Origin of the sequence: Bradyrhizobium sp. AZCC 1693, assembly GCF_036924745.1 — a bacterium.
GTDB lineage: Bacteria > Pseudomonadota > Alphaproteobacteria > Rhizobiales > Xanthobacteraceae > Bradyrhizobium.
This window is the reverse complement of sequence record NZ_JAZHSD010000001.1, coordinates 1,397,458-1,414,301: the sequence shown is the minus strand read 5'-3', so window position 1 is coordinate 1,414,301 and position 16,844 is coordinate 1,397,458. Positions and strand designations below refer to the sequence as shown.

Sequence of the window (16,844 nt, the reverse complement as noted above, 5' to 3'; positions counted from 1 at the left end):
TGATCAGAACTCGCCGCCGAACCCGACATAGGCGGTGTGTTCCTTGCCGCCGCCATTGCCGTAGCCGCGGACGACATTGAGCGGCATGCTGGTACGAAGGCGGTAGGCAAAACCGACGCCGAGGCCGTATTGGCTCTGGAACGTGGAGCCGCGGATCTGCCATGCCGTCTTGCCGGGCGCCGACGGCATCGGCGCGCTGGCGGTGGCGACCGCGGCTGCGATGCCGCGGCGGAGGCAAAGCCTGCGCCGAACGACGCACCCGCCACGACGCCGGCGACTAGCGCTAGCCACGGCAACGTTCGGGCTGACAGGATGCTGCTAGCAAGCAGGCGCGTCCGGCAGTCGGTGCAGCGTGGCGCGCCACCGATCCGGATAGGGAATTCGTGACGCTGGCTATCAAACATACGGGCCTCCACGGCTGACGACGGCCATTGCGTCGATCTGCCTGGATGCGACCTTGGCCAAGTCGTGCGTCGGCCGCATCTGACGTTCGTCAGATGCGGCGAACGAAAGCAGGAGGCTCCGCATGAACGTTGCCGATTGTTGCCAGGTGAGGCCTCGGGGCAACATTGTGCAGAATGCCCACAATCGGCTCTTGCAGCACGGGTCGGACCTGGACCAGAATTTGAAACGGAGCTTGGGGTAAACTGATGTCTGTGGGGGGACTCTCCGGCGAGGACCAGGTGCTGGACCTTGTCGGGTCGATTTACGAGGCCGCGCTCGACACTCAACTGTGGCCAGACATCCTGAACAGGATTGGTGACGTCGTCGGCGGACCGCAGGTCATGTTCGGAGTTTACGATCCGGCGATCGGGCTCCTAGACCTGCTCGCGCCTCGTGTCGATCCCGAACTGACGCGCAGCCTTTTCGACTGGGCCCCCCGTAACCCGCTCTTGCCGCTCGGCATTGGCCAGCCGCCCGGCAAGGTTTTCACCTGCGGCGATTTCATCACGCAGGAAGAATTCACCGGCACCGCGTTCTATCACGAATGGTGGCGGCCCGCTGGCTACGACACCGAGCCTCTCACCACCAATTTGCTTGTCGATGGTGCCGCTTCCGGGATCTTCACGAGCTACGGATTGCTGAACCGCACGCCATTCGACAGTCGCCAGAAGCGACTGTTCGCGGCGCTGGCGCAACACCTCGTTCGCGCGGTCGCGCTGCAACGGCGGATGTATCGCCTGACGGTCACGAACGAGAGCGCGCTGATCGGTCTCGACAGGTTGCAACAGGGCTTCCTGCTTGTCGATGCGGAGGCGCGGGCGATCTTTGTCAATCGCGCGGCTCGTGCGCTGCTCGATAGTCGCGATGGCCTGCGGCTCGAAGCGGGCGGTTTGTCGGCATCCGACGCTGACGGCGGGCGAGCGTTGCGCGGGCTGATCAAGTCATGCGCTGGCGATGCCAGTGCCGTAACCGGTTCTGGCGGCGAAGTCGCGCTGGCGCGCGGAGCGCGGTTGCCGCTTGATGTTGTCGTGACGCCGGTAAAGCAGGATACGGCAACGGCCATCATCCCCTGGACTTTCTCGCAGCGTGCAGTCGCGATCGTGCTCGTCTCCGATCCCGAAGAGGAAATCCAGGCGCGCGTCGAGGACTTACGACAACGTTTCGGCCTCACTCCGGCAGAGGCAGCGTTCGCGCTTGAGATCGTCAAGGGTGATGGCCGCCAGGCAGCCGCCGACAGGTTAGGTATCACCGTCGGAACGGCGCGCAGCCATTTATCCAGCATCTTTGACAAGACAGGTTCACGTCGCCAGGCCGAACTGGTGCGGCTGCTTCTGCAGAAGTGAAGCCGGGTATCTCGTTGGGTGGTGCCCAGGGTCGCAAAAAGGGCGGGCATTCCTGCCCGCCCTGATACTTGCGAAAAGCCTGTTGTCAGGATTCCAGAATCGCCACGATCTCGTAGGTGTTCGGATCCACGATCACGATCTGCTCCTTGACGAGGATAAACTTATACCTGCGCCATTCCGGATAGATCGTCACCACCCGCTCAGGCAGCGTGTGGAAGGCTACGTCGCGCGGTACGCGAGTGCCGACCGAAATCGAGAAGTTCACGTTCGTCACCGGCGAAACGCGCTGTTCCTTGATCACGCTGGTGATCTGGGTGCGCTGCTCGGTCGAGAGCTTCCCGGCCGCGCCGGCCTGGCCCGTCGTGGTCGTGCTTTGGCCCGCGGCTCCGCCCTGCGTCTGGGTCTGCATGCGGTCCTGCTGGCCCTGGGCCTTCTGGTCCTTCTGCGGCGTAGTCTGCTCGCGGCCCTGGGTCGTGGTTTGGTCGCGCTGCTGGGTCGTGCTTTGATCACGTTGCATCGTGCCCTGGCCGGTCGTCTGTCCCTTTTGCTCGCCCTTCATGCCGCCGCGGTCTTCCTTACCCTCGGCCTTCATGTCCTTGCCGCCCTTCTTTTGGTCTTCGGCACGCTGGTTCTTTTCAGCGCCCATCGACTTCTGCCCGGACTCGGCGCCCTTCATGTCGGACTTGCCGCCGCTATCGCGATCGCGCTGCATCGTGCCCGACGAGGGACCACCGCGCTCAGAAGAAGGCGCGCTCTGCTGCGTCGTGGAACCGGCCGACGGTGCCTCGCGACCCATTCCGGTACCTTGCGCATTCGCAAAGCCGGTTCCGGCGATCAGGGCCGCAGTCGCGACCGAAATCAAAAAGCGATTACTCATTGAATGTCTCCTCACGTGTCTGCATTGCCCGCGCCGACAACGAAAGGAATTGCCTGATGTTCCTGTATTTTAGCGGTTCCGGGCGGCATTGTTTTGTGAACGCGGGATGAACTGTTGCGCCGCAGAATGCCCAAAGAAAAAGGCCGGCTGTTGAACCGGCCTTATCATCGCAATGCGTGCAGCCCGCTTCAGCACGTCGCCTTGCCGCAGCGGGCGTTGCTGATCTTTTCCCGCAGGCTTTCCACGCCAACCGCGCCGATCACGACCTGCTTGCCGATCACGTAGCTCGGCGTGCCGTTCATGCCCATCGCTTCAGCGAGCTTGAAATTCTCCTCGAGCGTGTTGCGCACTTCGGCGCTCGAAAGGTCCTTCTCCAGCTTCGCCATGTCGAGGCCGACCTCCTTGGCAACCGCCATCGCACGCGCCTTGTCGGCGGCGCCGCGGCCGGTGAGCAGCTTCTGGTGGAAGTCGAGATATTTCTTTCCGGTCGGATCCTGCATGCGCACCGCGACGCCGACCTGGGCGGCTTCGACCGAGCCCGCGCTCAGCACCGGAAATTCCTTGAGCACGACTTTGAGCTTTGGATCGGCCTTCATCAGCTCCATCATGTCGGCCATCGCGCGCTTGCAGTAGCCGCAATTGTAGTCGAAGAATTCGACGAAGGTGACGTCGCCGTCCTTGTTGCCGAGCGTCACGCCGCGCGGCGAGTTGAAGATCGCATCCGCGTTGTTGGCCACGCCGGCTTCGTGCTTGGCGGATTCCGCCGCGGCCTGACGCTTGCTGAGTTCGGTCATCGCTTCTTCGAGCACTTCAGGATGCGCGATCAGGTAGTTGCGGACGATGGTCTCGATGTCGCCGCGCTGGGTGTCGGTGAAGCTCTGCGCGGAAGCGGACATCGGCGCGCCGCAGAACGCGAGAGCGAACAATGCGGGGATGAGAATACGGAACGAGGGCATCGGTAAATCCTTGTGCGGCGGTTCCCGGGCAATTCTGCTGAAGGCCGGCTCCTGGAGATATCTCGGTTCTCGGTGGTCAGGTCCGATTATAGCGGAACATGGCTTATTTCTAGTTGCTCTTCTGGCCCGGCAGCGGCTTGGCGCTCACAATGTCGTCAGCCTTGACCCATCCCGGCGTCCCGATCGCGAAGCGCGTTTTCGCGCGCGATGCAAGATCGCGCGCCGTCTTGGTGTCGCCGCGAAGGTAGGCGGCCTGGGCCGACGCCAGATCGGCCTGCGCGTAGTCGCCTTTTCGGCCATAGGCCATTGCGAGCTGGGTGTAGCCGATCGGCGCTTCGCTCTCGCGCGCCACGGCCGCGCGCAGGATGGCGATCGCCTCATCGGTGTAGGCGTTGTTGCCGGTTGCCACCAGCGCCTGGCCAAGCAGCATCTCGATGAGCGGCGAATTATTGGAGAGCTGGACCGCCTTGCGCAGCGGCGCAATCGCTTCCTGCGGCTTGCCGCCCTCCAGCAGCGCCTGGCCGCGCACCTCGTGGAAATAGGCATTGTTGGGCTGCTGCTGGATCAGGGCGTCGATCTGGGCGAGTGCGCTGCGCAGGTCGCCGTGCAGATAGGTCGCGATCGCGTGGGCATAGCGTGCAGGCAGGCTGTTGTTGGACATCGGATAGCGCCGGTACACGGTTTCCTGCCGCTCCATGAAGGCCGAGATCTTGGCGCGCACCATGTCGTGACGGAGCTGCAGGGCAGGGTCGTCCTTCTTGTCCCAATAGGGGCTCGACCGTGCCAGCTCTTGCAGCGCGTTGACGCGCTCGGCCGGCATCGGATGCGATTGAACGTAAGGATCTGTGCCGCGTGCGGCGAACAGGCTTTCGTCGGTGAAGCGCTTGAAGGTCTCGTACATGCCCCGGGCGGACTGGCCGGTGGTGGTCAGGAATTTTACGCCGGCCTTGTCGGCGTTTTCCTCCTGCTGGCGCACGTAGGAGAGCAGGTTGCGGCGGATCATTTCTCCCGGAGCGGAGAACATGGCGGCGCCGGCGTTGGACAGCCCGCTGTTGCTGCCGCCGGTCTTCGCGCCCGCCACCATCGCGCCGGCGCCGAGCAGCATGGCAATGATCATCTGCGTCTGGGCCTGCGCCATCTGCTCGCGCATCTTGGCGAGATGGCCGCCGGCAAGGTGGCCGGTTTCATGCGCCATCACGCCGATGATCTGGTTCGGCGTCTCCGACTGCAGGATCGCACCGTAGTTCACGAAGATGCGGCGGCCGTCGGCAACGAAGGCGTTGAAGACGCCCTGGTTGATGATCACCATCTGGATGTTCTGTTTTTCCAGACCGGCAGCGCGCAGGATCGGCCGGGTATATTCACGCAGCAATTGTTCCGTCTCGGTGTCGCGGAGTACCGGCGGCCCCTTGTTTTCCTGCGCCCGCGCGGCCATTGGCGCAACGGCAAAGGCTGCGGCCGTCATCAGCGCAGTCAATTTCAGTGGTTTCTTGCGGAAGGCGATGCGGAGCAGCATGAGCGATCTTTGGCGATTGGTGATGCGTCCGGATTTCCCGGATGCGGTTTCCGACCAGACCAGAAGCGGGTCCCAGTTTGTGGTTTCAACGCGTTTCTTTCGCCCGAGCCGGTATCACTTCGCTGGAAAAAGCTATAACAAGCCACCGAATACGGCCAGTCTGGGGCGGTAACCGGTTCGGGAACCTGAATTCGGCGCGCGCCCGTGCAAATAGCAGATATCGATGCTGGAATCGACACTTAGAGACCGTGCGACAGCGCTGCTGACGCCCTCGGCACGGAGCGACGTTCCGCCCTTCATGGTGATGGACGTGATGGCGGCCGCGGCCCGCATCGAGGCGGCCGGCGGCCATGTCATTCACATGGAAGTGGGGCAGCCGGCGGCGTCAGCCCCCAAGGTCGCGATCGCGGCCGCGCATGCCGCGCTCGACGCGGCGCGGATCGATTACACGTCCGCGCTCGGCATTCCCACGCTGCGCACGCGGATTGCAAAACACTACCGCGATACTTACGGCTGCGCGGTCGATCCCGAACGCATCGTGATCACGACCGGCTCGTCCGGCGGATTCATTCTGGCGTTCCTGTCGATGTTCGAGCCGGGCGACCGGGTGGCGGTCACGGTGCCGGGCTATCCGCCATACCGGCATATCCTGACCGCGCTCGGCTGCGAGCCGGTGCTGATCGAGACATCGAGCGCGACGCGTCATGCGTTGACGGGCGAGGCTTTGCTGGCTGCGCATCGCAAGACGCCGCTGAAGGGCGTGCTGGTCGGCAGCCCCGCCAATCCGACGGGAACGATGATGTCGCGCGAGGCGCTCACCGGCCTGATCAATGCGGCAGAAGGCGCGGGCATCCGTTTCATCTCCGACGAGATCTATCACGGCCTCGACTACGCGTTTCCGGCGGTGACGGCGGCCGAGCTTTCGCCGCATGCGCTCGTGATCAATTCGTTCTCGAAATATTTCTGCATGACCGGCTGGCGGGTCGGCTGGATGGTGGTGCCGGAGCCCTTGGTGCGGCCGATCGAACGGCTGCAGCAGAACCTGTCGATCTCGGTGCCGACGCTGTCGCAGATCGCGGCCGAAGCGGCCTTCGAGGGCCGCGAAGAGATGGAGGCGATCAAGCGCGGCTATCAGGAGAACCGCCGCATCCTGATCGAGGGACTGCCGAAGGCCGGTCTCACCAGGTTCCTGCCCGCCGATGGCGCCTTCTACCTCTACGCTGATGTATCGGATTTTACCTCCGACAGTTTCGAATTTGCCGGCCGCATGCTTGAGAAGGTGCATGTGGCGGCGACGCCCGGCGTCGATTTCGATCCGATCCATGGCCGCAGCTTCATTCGCTTCTCCTACGCGCGCTCGGCTGACGAGATGCGCGAGGCCGTAACGCGCATCGCGCGCTGGCTGCGATAGTACCTCCGGCCTATCACCCACCCCATCCTTAACCTATCAACAATCGGGAGCCATCCGTGTCCGTCAGAACCATGCCTGAAACCGTCGCGCCGTCGCATTTCCCGCTCGCCGCCCTGCTGTGGCCGCATCGTGCTGATGGATCGTCCGGCCTGATGCGCAGCGTGATCCTGGTCGCGCTGGGAACGGCGCTGCTGACCTTGTCGGCGAAGGTCAGTCTGCCGTTGCCCTACGTGCCGATGACGCTGCAGACGCTCGTTGTGCTGGTGATCGGTGCGGCCTATGGCTGGCGGCTCGGCAGCGCTACGCTCATGGTCTATCTGGCCGAGGGGGCTATTGGATTTCCGGTATTCGCAGGTCCGGTCGGCGGCCTTGCGCCGTTGATCGGTCCGACGGCCGGATATCTCTTCGGCTTCTTGGCGGCGGCCTTCGCGACGGGATGGCTGAGCGAGCGCGGCTGGGACCGATCAGTGCTCAGGCTGTTCGTTGCGATGGCGCTCGGACACATTCTCATTCTCGCCGCCGGATTTGGTTGGCTTGCGTTCGGAATGAAACTCGGCGTCGTAAAGGCGTGGCTGGTCGGCATTGCGCCATTCATCGCGGCGTCCTTGATCAAGAATGCGCTAGGCGCTGCCCTCGTGCCGGCGATTCGTCGGATATTCGACCCGCGCGGCTAAGCGGCCGCGTCCGCCAACCCCATTGACTCCGCTCGCCCAAAGTATTTTGGCTGTGTGCGACGGATTGGCACATGCGCGACCAGTCCGCGATCTCTGAGGGAGTAAGCGTCATGGCGGCAACGATTGCGGCTGAAGCACCGGTGAGTGCGGCAAAGCCCTGGTACCGGATTCTCTACGTTCAGGTCTTGATTGCGATCGTGCTCGGCGCGCTGTTCGGCTGGCTGTGGCCTGCGCTCGCGACCAACGACTGGATCAAGGCGCTTGGCGACGGCTTCATCAAGCTGATCAAGATGGTGATCGCGCCGATCATCTTCTGCACCGTGGTATCCGGAATCGCCCATATACAAGATGCCAAGAAGGTGGGACGGATCGGCGTCAAGGCGCTGGTCTATTTCGAGGTCGTCTCCACCTTTGCGCTGGTGATCGGTCTGCTCGTCGGCAATCTGGTCAGGCCCGGCGCGGGTTTCGGCGGCGGCATGGCCGATGCGACGAAAGTGGCCGGCTTCGCCAAGCAGGCTGAAGCGCAGAAGAGCGTCGATTTCTTCCTGCACATCATTCCCGATACGGTCGTTGGCGCGTTCGCACAGGGCGAAATCCTCCAGGTCCTGCTATTCTCGATCCTGTTCGGTTTTGCGCTGATGGGCCTCGGCGAGCGCGGCCATACCATCCGCGCCTTTATCGACGACGCCGCGCATGCGGTGTTCGGCGTCATCGCCATCGTGATGAAGGCCGCCCCGATCGGCGCGTTCGGCGCGATGGCGTTCACGATCGGCAAATTCGGGACCGGCGCGATCCTGAACCTGATCGGGCTGATCGCGACCTTCTACGTCACCGCCGCGCTGTTCGTGTTCGTGGTGCTCGGCGTGATCGCGCGGTTCGTCGGTTTCTCGATCTTCAAGTTCCTGGCCTACATCAAGGACGAGCTTTTGATCGTGCTCGGCACGTCGTCCTCGGAAAGCGCGCTGCCGTCCTTGATGGAAAAGCTCGAGCGGCTCGGCTGCTCCAAATCGGTGGTGGGCCTGGTGGTGCCGACCGGCTACTCGTTCAACCTCGACGGCACCAATATCTACATGACGCTGGCGACCCTGTTCATCGCGCAGGCGCTCGGCTTCGATCTCTCCTTCAGCCAGCAACTGACCATCCTGCTGGTCGCGATGCTGACCTCGAAGGGCGCCTCCGGCATCACCGGGGCGGGCTTCATCACGCTGGCCGCGACCCTCGCCGTGGTCGATCCGCGGCTGGTGCCGGGCATGGCCATCGTCCTCGGCATCGACAAGTTCATGAGCGAGTGCCGCGCGCTGACCAATCTGTGCGGCAACGGCGTTGCCTGCGTGGTGGTGTCGTGGTGGGAGGGTGAACTCGATCACGACAGGCTGATCGCCAATCTGAACAAGCAGATCGATCCGACCGACGTGGAGACCGCGATCACGACGGGCTGAGGCCCTCCGGATCCAATCGAAATTGCGAATAAAAAACCGCCCGGTTTTGCCGGGCGGTTTCTTTTTGGTTCGATTTGCTTACTCGCCGCTGCCGAAACGCCGCGACCACCAGCCCGCCTTGCGTGGCGCGGCTTCGCCCGATGCGGCCGGCGCTGGTTCGGCCGGAGCGGGTGCGGGAGACGCGACCGGCTCTGGCGCGCTTTGGCTCACGGAGGGCGCCGGTTCAGCCGGAGCGCTGCTCACGAAGCTGACTTTCTCGCGCACGGTCGAACGCCGCCGTGCCGCGGCCCGCTCGGCCTCTTGCCCGGCTTCTTCAGCGGTTGACGCAGCCGCGCTCGCAACCGGCTCAGGCTGCGCGTAGGCCGCAGGTTGCATCTCCGCAGGCTGCGAGATCGGTTCGTGCGGAACGTCGGCCTGCACCAGCGACGGTGCGGGCTCGGATGCGCCGCCGTCGAAATCGGCAACCGCGCTGGTCGCTTCGGGAGCCGAGGTCGGCCCGAGTTCGTCCGCGATCGATCCGGCAAGGCCGTCTTCCAGCTCGGCACCGCGCCGGCGTCGTCCGCCGCGACGGCCGCGACGGCGCGGGCGCCGCTCGCCACTGGCAGGCTGGTCGCCGCGGGCGATGCCGGGCTGCTCGTCGCCTTCGTCCTCGTCGGCTTCGCCGTCCTCGGCGGTCGCGCCTTCGACGGCCTCGCCCGCGACGCGCATCGCGTCACCGTCCTCGCGCGGGGCGCCAACTTCACGGGACTCGCCACGGCCGCGCCGGCGGCGGCGCCGCTTGCGGCGGTGGCCGTCGCCTTCGCCTTCGCCCGCCGCCGCCTCGGCGGCCTCGTCGATCAACCCTTCGGTCTCCTCGGTTTCGACCTCGGATTCGGTTTCGATATCGAACGCCTCGTCGTCGTCATAGGCTTCCTCGACCTGCGGCGGGAAGGCGGCAGCCTGCGCCGCCAGCAACGCCTTGGCGGCTTCCAGCGTGTGCACCTGCTCGCCGCGGTCGATGATGAACGACTGCTGGCCGGCGACGGTTGGATCGGCGCTCACCGCGAGCGTAACCTTGAAGGCGTTTTCGAGGTCGCGCAGATGGCCGCGCTTGTGGTTCAGCACATAGAGCGCGACATCGGTGCGGGTGCGCACCACCAGATTGTGGGTCGCGCCCTTCATCAAAATCTCTTCGATGCCGCGCAGCAATTGCAGTGCGACCGACGAGACCGAGCGCACATGACCAGAGCCGCCGCATTGCGCGCAGGGCTCGGTCGAACTCTCCAGCACGCTGGCACGGATGCGCTGGCGCGACATTTCCAGAAGGCCGAAATGCGAGATCCGTCCGACCTGGATGCGCGCGCGATCCTGCCGCAGACAGTCTGAGAGCTTGCGCTCGACCGCGCGGTTGTTGCGCTTCTCGTCCATGTCGATGAAGTCGATGACGATCAGGCCCGCAAGATCGCGCAGGCGCAATTGCCGCGCGACTTCCTCGGCAGCCTCCAGATTGGTCTTGAGCGCGGTGTCCTCGATATGATGCTCGCGGGTCGAGCGGCCGGAGTTAACGTCGATCGAGACCAGCGCCTCGGTCTGGTTGATGACGATGTAGCCGCCGGAACGAAGCTGCACGGTCGGCGAGAACATCGCGTCCAACTGGCTCTCGACGCCCATCCGCGAAAACAGCGGCTGGCCGTCGCGATACTGCCTGACCGCCCGCACGTTCGAGGGCATCAGCATCTTCATGAAGTCGCGCGCTTCCTGGTAGCCGGCTTCGCCGGCAACCTGGATTTCGTCGATTTCCTTGTTGTAGAGGTCGCGCAGCGAGCGCTTGATCAGCGAGCCTTCCTCGTAGACGAGGGTGGGGGCCTGCGACTTCAGCGTCATGTCACGGACGGTTTCCCACATCCGGATCAGATATTCGAAGTCGCGCTTGATCTCCGGCTTGGTGCGGGAGGCGCCGGCAGTGCGCAGGATGATGCCCATGCCTTCCGGCACGTCGAGATCCTGCACCACTTCCTTCAGCCGCGAGCGGTCCTGGGCCGAGGTGATCTTGCGGCTGATGCCGCCGCCGCGGGCGGTGTTGGGCATCAGCACCGCATAGCGGCCGGCCAGCGACAGGTAGGTCGTCAGCGCCGCACCCTTGTTGCCGCGCTCTTCCTTGACGACCTGAACCAGCATCACCTGGCGGCGCTTGATGACTTCCTGGATCTTGTACTGGCGGCGCGGGCGGAACGGGCGTTCCGGTACTTCCTCCAGCACGTCGTCGCCACCGACGGATTCGACGACTTCCTCTTCGGCGTCCTCGGCGTCGTCCTCATCGTCGTGACCGTCGTCGCGTTCGGAGGCCGGGGCGAGCTCGTCGGAAGAAGCAACGGCGTAGCCTTCGCCGGCGTGCTCGATATGCGGCGCGTCGTCGGCATGGGCAGCGTTTTCGCGCGCCTGTTCCTCGTCATGATGCTCATCATGAGCGTGTTCAGTATGAGCTTGTTCAGTCGCAGCCTCGGGGGCGGCCGCTTCGACGGGCGCCATGGCAGGCGCGCCGGATTCCAATTCTGCGACCGGCGCTGCGCCCGCGGCATCTGCCCGTTCGTCAGGACCTTGCGCATCGTGATCGTGGTCGTGGTGAGGATCGTGATCATGCGAATGGTCGTGATCGTGACCATGCGTCTCGTGATCATGCGCATCGTGGTCGTGATGCGCCGTATCCTCATGATGCTCATCGTGATGCTCGGCATCGTGCGGATGCGCTTCGCCGGCATACGCGCCTTCGTGCTGATGCGCCTCGCCTTCATAGGGCTGGGCCGCCTGTGCGGGATCCTGGCCGGCGTTCTCGACGACGCCGCTCTGGACGCGGTCGCCATGGCCGCGGCGGCGCGCATTGCGGTGACGCGAGCGGCCGCGGTGGCGGCTGGAGGATCGGTTCTCGCTCTCTTCCTCGGCCTCGCGATGGGCGCGCTCGTCGGCCTCGATCAGCGCCTGACGGTCGGCGACCGGGATCTGATAGTAGTCCGGATGGATTTCGCTGAAGGCCAGGAAGCCGTGGCGGTTGCCGCCATACTCGATGAACGCCGCCTGCAGCGACGGTTCTACGCGCGTGACCTTGGCGAGATAGATATTGCCGCGAAGCTGCTTGCGTTGGGCGGTCTCGAAATCAAACTCTTCGACGCGGTTGCCGCGGACCACAACGACCCGGGTCTCTTCCGGGTGAGTGGCGTCGATCAACATCTTGTTGGGCATTTTGGAACTCTTGACGGCGGCGGGCGCGGTGCATGGCGCGCGCAAATTGCGCGGCCCGGTGACGCGACGGTCCACCTGATTCGGGGGTGAGGGGAAGGCCAAAACGCACTTCTTGGCGCCGCGCCGAACGGGGAGCCACCAGAGCGAGGCGACGTGCGAAGCTTTCGCCTCGCGTCGGCGCGATCGTTCCGTGGATCCTGGTCGGCAACACAGTCTGGCGCATCAAGCGTCGGCCCGTCTAAACATGTTGGCGGAAAAGGATACCGCCGCATCTATCGCTGAAGGCCCGGTGCGGCGCCTAAACGCCCGCCGGCCATCGCATATCGGACCGTTTTGGGTCCGGACAATCAGTTTTGCCGTGTCTCAAACCGTCCCTGGAAAAGGTACCTGGGACCGGACGCCGCTCGGGCTCGAAACCGCCACTCCGTGTCAGCCGCGCGCGGCGCTGGCTGTGGAGGGATCGGGAAAGACGCAGGTTCCTTCGACTTGGAAGGCTCCAGCGCTGCACCGGGAGGCTGAACGCGACACAACCGGGAGTATTAGCCGTCAGCACCTCGTACATACGTGGATTGGAGGCTGCGTGCAAGGGAAGCGCAAGGGAACCCTCCACCGAGCGTCGCAGCGCGGCAACACTTGCTCCTTTTCGCCGATTAGGCCTTAAGGTCCGATTAACCCTGCGGTTCTAATGCGGTAAGGGAAGGCTCCTCCGGAGGCACCGAATCGTTGGCGAGCCGCGCAAATCACCTTGTTTTGCTGGGATGTGGCCTTTTGTGCGCCGCAGCATTGCTGTGCACCAGGATGATTGGCCCCAGCGTGGCCCAGGCGCCGGCTTATCAAGCGCCGCCCGCCTATCAAACACCGCTTTATCAAGGACCGGCCGCCATTCCGAGCCCGGCGGGGGTATCGAATTTCCCGGTCGCGTCTGACGCTCGCCTGGCGGGCGATGCCAAACAGACCCGTTTCATCCTCGATCTCGACAAGCCGATCCAGTTTCGGGCCTTTACCTTGGCGGACCCCTATCGCGTGATCGTCGATCTTCCCCAAGTCAGTTTTCAGCTTCCGGCCGGGGTCGGTGTCACAGGGAGGGGACTGGTCAAGGCGTACCGCTACGGTCTCGTCATGCCGGGCGGATCGCGGATCGTGTTCGACCTGACCGGGCCTGCCAAGATCGCCAAATCCTATGTGCTGGAGGCGGCCAACGGCCAGCCGCCGCGGCTGGTGCTCGAATTCGAAGAGGTGGACCGCACCGCCTTTGTCCAGTCGCTGGCGCCCGAAAGCCGTCCCGAACTACGGCCTGCGATCGCCGAGGCCAACGCCGCGGTTGCGCGGGCGGACGCGCCCGCCGCGCCTCTGTCGCCGCCAGACAAAAGGCCGGTGGTGGTGATCGATCCCGGTCATGGCGGCGTCGACAACGGTACCCAGGCCGGCGGCGGCGACATCATGGAAAAGAATCTGGTGCTGGGCTTTGGCCTCGCGCTGCGCGATCGGATCGAGAAGTCGGGCAAGTATCGCGTCGTGATGACCCGGACGGACGACACTTTCATTCCCCTCGGCGACCGCGTGAAGATCGCGCGCAGCGAATCGGCGGCGCTGTTCGTCTCGATCCACGCCGACGCCCTGCGGCGTGGCGAGGGCGACGCCCAGGGCGCCACCATCTATACGCTGTCGGATAAGGCCTCCGACTCCGAGGCCGAGCGGCTGGCGGACACTGAAAACAAGTCGGACGCGATCGGCGGGGTTAGTCTTGCCGACGAGCCGACCGAAGTCGCTGATATCCTGATCGACCTGGTGCAGCGGGAAACCAAAACCTTCTCAAACCGGTTCGCGCGGATCCTGATGGGCGAAATGAAGACCACGGTGCGGATGCACAAGCATCCGCTGAAATCGGCCGGTTTTCGGGTCCTGAAGGCCCCCGACGTCCCCTCGGTCCTGGTCGAGCTCGGCTACGTCTCGAACAAGGGCGACCTCGAGCGTCTGGTGTCGGAAAACTGGCGGAACCGGACGGTCGGATCGATAGCGCAGGCAATTGATACGTTTTTAGCCAAACGGCTGGCAACTGCCGGACCGGGCAAGTGAAAAGTCCAGTGCGCATTACGTAAGCGCCGGCTGAAAAGCGTGCCGTCCGGTGGCCCAAGCCCTAGTTTGGCCACAGCGGCAACGGTATAGAAAATCGACTGCTGGTCTTCGGAATCGGTCAATATTGTCCGCCGGACCTTTTATTGTTCGACCGCGTGGCGGCAACTCGTTCGGTGGGATTGCCGTATTAGGATAGACGCCGCAGATTTCGGCGCACAGGGTTGGAACGGAACTTCGACAATGCGCTTTCTGGTCCGGTTTTTGGGTTTCCTGTTCGCCGCCGGGACCGTCGTGTTCCTGGTCGGCGTGGCCGGCGTCGCGGGCGCGATCTGGCATTTTTCCAAGGACTTGCCCGACTACTCCCAGCTTCAGGATTACGAACCGCCGGTAATGACGCGCGTCCATGCGTCCGACGGTGCGCTGCTCGGAGAATATTCCAAGGAGCGCCGCCTCTATGTACCGATCCAGGCGGTGCCAAAGCTCGTCATCAACGCCTTCCTCGCCGCTGAGGACAAGAACTTCTACGAGCATGGCGGCATCGACTTCACCGGCATGGCGCGCGCTGCCGTGGTGTATGCGCAGAACTTTGGCTCCAACCGCCGGCCGCAGGGCGCCTCGACGATCACCCAGCAGGTCGCGAAGAACTTCCTTTTGACCAACGAGGTTTCCTTCACCCGCAAGATCAAGGAAGCCTTGCTGGCGATGCGCATCGAGCGCGCCTATTCCAAGGACCGTATCCTCGAACTCTATCTCAATGAAATCTATCTCGGCCTCGGCGCCTACGGCATCGCGGCCGCCTCGCTGGTCTATTTCGACAAATCGGTGAACGAACTCACGATCGCGGAAGCTTCCTATCTGGCGGCGCTGCCCAAGGCGCCCGCGGCGCTGCATCCGGTGCGCAACCGCGATCGCGCGGTCGAGCGGCGCAACTACGTGGTGGATCGCCTGCTGGAAAACGGCTGGATCAAGCAGACCGACGCCGACAAGGCCCGCAAGGAACAGCTCAACGTCACCAGCCGCGGCAACGGCGCACATATCTTTGCCGGCGAATATTTCGCCGAGGAAGTCCGGCGCGACATTTTCGAGCGCTACGGCGAAAAGAAACTGTACGAAGGCGGATTGTCGGTCCGCGCCACGCTCGACCCGAAGATGCAGGTGATGGCGCGCAAGACCATGGTCGCCGGGCTCGTGAGATATGACGAGGCGAGCGGCTGGCGCGGTGCGCCCTCAAAGCTCGACATATCAGGCGATTGGGGCGTCAAGCTCGCCGATGTCAAATCGCTCGGCGATATCGCGCCGTGGCGGATGGCCGTGGTGCTGGAGACGTCCGATCAGTCGGCGCGGATCGGCTTCCAGCCGGGCCGCGAACTCGGCGGCGCGGTTAGCAAGGCCAGGCAGACCGGCATCATCACGCTCGACGGCGTGCGTTGGGCCAAGGCGGCCTCGGGTCCTGCGAGAGGCAAGACTCCGACCTCGGTGGCGCAGGTGCTGTCGGCGGGTGACGTGATCTATGCCGACCCGCTGTTCGACAAGGACGGCAAGCCGGTCGAAGGCCAGTATCGCCTGCGGCAATTGCCTGAAGTGTCCGGCGCCATGGTCGCGATGGATCCATGGACCGGCCGCGTGCTGGCGATGGTCGGCGGCTTCTCGTTCGACCAGAGCCAGTTCAACCGCGCCACCCAGGCCTATCGGCAGCCGGGCTCGTCGTTCAAGCCGTTGGTCTATTCGGCGGCGATGGACAATGGCTATACGCCGTCGACCATCGTGGTCGACGCGCCCATTGAAATCGACCAGGGGCAGGGCGCCGGCGTCTGGCGTCCGGAAAACTATTCGTCGGGAAAATACAATGGGCCGGTCACGCTGCGTAACGCGCTGCGGAATTCGCTGAACACCGTGACCGTGCGGCTGGCCCAGGACATCGGCATGCCCTTGATCGGCGAATATTCAAAGCGGTTCGGCGTCTACGACGACCTGCCGAACTATCTGTCCTATGCGCTCGGCGCCGGCGAAACCACGGTCATGCGGATGGTGACGGCCTATTCGATGTTCGCCAATGGTGGCCGCCGCGTGAAGCCGACGCTGATCGACCGTATTCAGGACCGCTACGGCCACACCATCTTCAAGCATGACGCCCGCGAATGCCGCGGTTGCGACGCGCCCGGCGGCTGGAAGAATCAGGCCGAGCCGCAGCTCGTGGACCGCCGGGAGCAGGTGCTCGATCCGATGACGGCCTACCAGATCACCTCGATGATGGAATATGTGGTGCAGGCCGGCACCGCGACAGTGGTCAAGGAAGTCGGCAAGCCGATCGCCGGCAAGACCGGCACCACCAACGATGAAAAGGACGCCTGGTTCATCGGCTTCTCGCCGGACCTCGTGGTCGGCATCTATGTCGGTTTCGACAAGCCGCGCAATCTCGGCCGCGGCATGACCGGCGGTCATCTGGCCGCGCCGATCGCCAAGGACTTCCTGAAGCTCGCGCTCGCCGACAAGCCCGCGATTCCCTTCAAGGTGCCCGCCGGCATCAAGCTCGTTCGCGTCGACCCCAAGAGCGGCATGCGCGCCGGTCCGGGCAGTGGCGGCCTTCTGGAAGCCTTCAAGCCGGGCACCGCGCCACCGGATAACTATTCGGTCATCGGCGTGGCCGATGCGGACGGCCGGATGCCGCAGCAGGGATACCCGCAAGGGTATCAGCAAGGGTATCAGCCCGACGCCGGCGGCAATATCATGCGTCCCGGAACCGGCGGGCTTTACTGATCCGCACGAAGTGTTCACAACCTCAAGGCGCATCTTCGGACATCGCGCTATAAAAATGTTTGGGCCCGGCGGATCTGAGCGATCCGTGTCGCGGGAGAGGAAATGTCCGATGGACACGAGGACAAGCGCCGGCTG

Annotated in this window: 11 protein-coding genes; 6 read left to right on the top strand and 5 right to left on the bottom strand. The window is 64.1% G+C overall.

All coding sequences use genetic code 11. From position 1 onward, the window contains the following. Window positions 1–3: 3 nt before the first annotated feature. Window positions 4–291, bottom strand: coding sequence for a hypothetical protein (locus V1293_RS06960; protein ID WP_334507909.1), 288 nt, complete (start codon window positions 289–291; stop codon window positions 4–6). A gap of 359 nt (window positions 292–650) precedes the next feature. Here V1293_RS06960 and V1293_RS06955 point away from each other — a divergent pair, with 359 nt between their 5' ends. Further along, the gene (locus tag V1293_RS06955) at window positions 651–1,787 is read left to right on the top strand and encodes a helix-turn-helix transcriptional regulator (RefSeq protein ID WP_334507907.1); all 1,137 of its coding nucleotides are present in this window, start codon (window positions 651–653) and stop codon (window positions 1,785–1,787) included. An 85-nt stretch (window positions 1,788–1,872) separates the two neighbouring features. Here V1293_RS06955 and V1293_RS06950 read toward each other — a convergent pair whose 3' ends face one another. The 3 genes from V1293_RS06950 to V1293_RS06940 form a co-directional block, all read right to left on the bottom strand. Beyond that, entirely contained in the window at window positions 1,873–2,664 is a 792-nt protein-coding gene (locus V1293_RS06950) for a DUF1236 domain-containing protein (protein WP_334507904.1), read from the bottom strand. 188 nt (window positions 2,665–2,852) lie between these two features. Continuing rightward, window positions 2,853–3,620, bottom strand: coding sequence for a DsbA family protein (locus V1293_RS06945; protein WP_334507902.1), 768 nt, complete (start codon window positions 3,618–3,620; stop codon window positions 2,853–2,855). A gap of 109 nt (window positions 3,621–3,729) precedes the next feature. Further along, complete coding sequence (locus V1293_RS06940) at window positions 3,730–5,136, bottom strand: M48 family metalloprotease (RefSeq protein WP_334507900.1); 1,407 nt, start codon at window positions 5,134–5,136, stop codon at window positions 3,730–3,732. A gap of 223 nt (window positions 5,137–5,359) precedes the next feature. Between V1293_RS06940 and V1293_RS06935 the strand changes: the two genes are divergently transcribed. The 3 genes from V1293_RS06935 (at window position 5,360) to V1293_RS06925 (ending at window position 8,660) form a co-directional block, all read left to right on the top strand. Beyond that, window positions 5,360–6,547 (top strand): pyridoxal phosphate-dependent aminotransferase, encoded by a 1,188-nt coding sequence (locus V1293_RS06935; protein ID WP_334507898.1) that lies wholly within the window; start codon window positions 5,360–5,362, stop codon window positions 6,545–6,547. Window positions 6,548–6,699: 152 nt separating this feature from the next. Next, window positions 6,700–7,221 carry a biotin transporter BioY gene (locus V1293_RS06930; RefSeq protein ID WP_442894333.1) on the top strand — a complete coding sequence of 174 codons (522 nt, stop codon included), beginning with the start codon at window positions 6,700–6,702 and terminating at the stop codon, window positions 7,219–7,221. Between the two features lie 110 nt (window positions 7,222–7,331). Continuing rightward, the gene (locus tag V1293_RS06925) at window positions 7,332–8,660 is read left to right on the top strand and encodes a dicarboxylate/amino acid:cation symporter (RefSeq protein ID WP_334507896.1); all 1,329 of its coding nucleotides are present in this window, start codon (window positions 7,332–7,334) and stop codon (window positions 8,658–8,660) included. Between the two features lie 78 nt (window positions 8,661–8,738). Here V1293_RS06925 and V1293_RS06920 read toward each other — a convergent pair whose 3' ends face one another. Further along, on the bottom strand, window positions 8,739–11,876 hold the full coding sequence (locus V1293_RS06920; RefSeq protein WP_334507894.1) for an Rne/Rng family ribonuclease: 3,138 nt from the start codon (window positions 11,874–11,876) through the stop codon (window positions 8,739–8,741). Window positions 11,877–12,599: 723 nt separating this feature from the next. On the opposite strand from V1293_RS06920, the gene V1293_RS06915 reads away from it, so the two are divergent. Next, entirely contained in the window at window positions 12,600–13,952 is a 1,353-nt protein-coding gene (locus V1293_RS06915) for an N-acetylmuramoyl-L-alanine amidase (RefSeq protein ID WP_334507892.1), read from the top strand. Window positions 13,953–14,192: 240 nt separating this feature from the next. Next, on the top strand, window positions 14,193–16,709 hold the full coding sequence (locus V1293_RS06910) for a penicillin-binding protein 1A (protein ID WP_334507890.1): 2,517 nt from the start codon (window positions 14,193–14,195) through the stop codon (window positions 16,707–16,709). The last annotated feature ends 135 nt before the right edge of the window (window positions 16,710–16,844 follow it).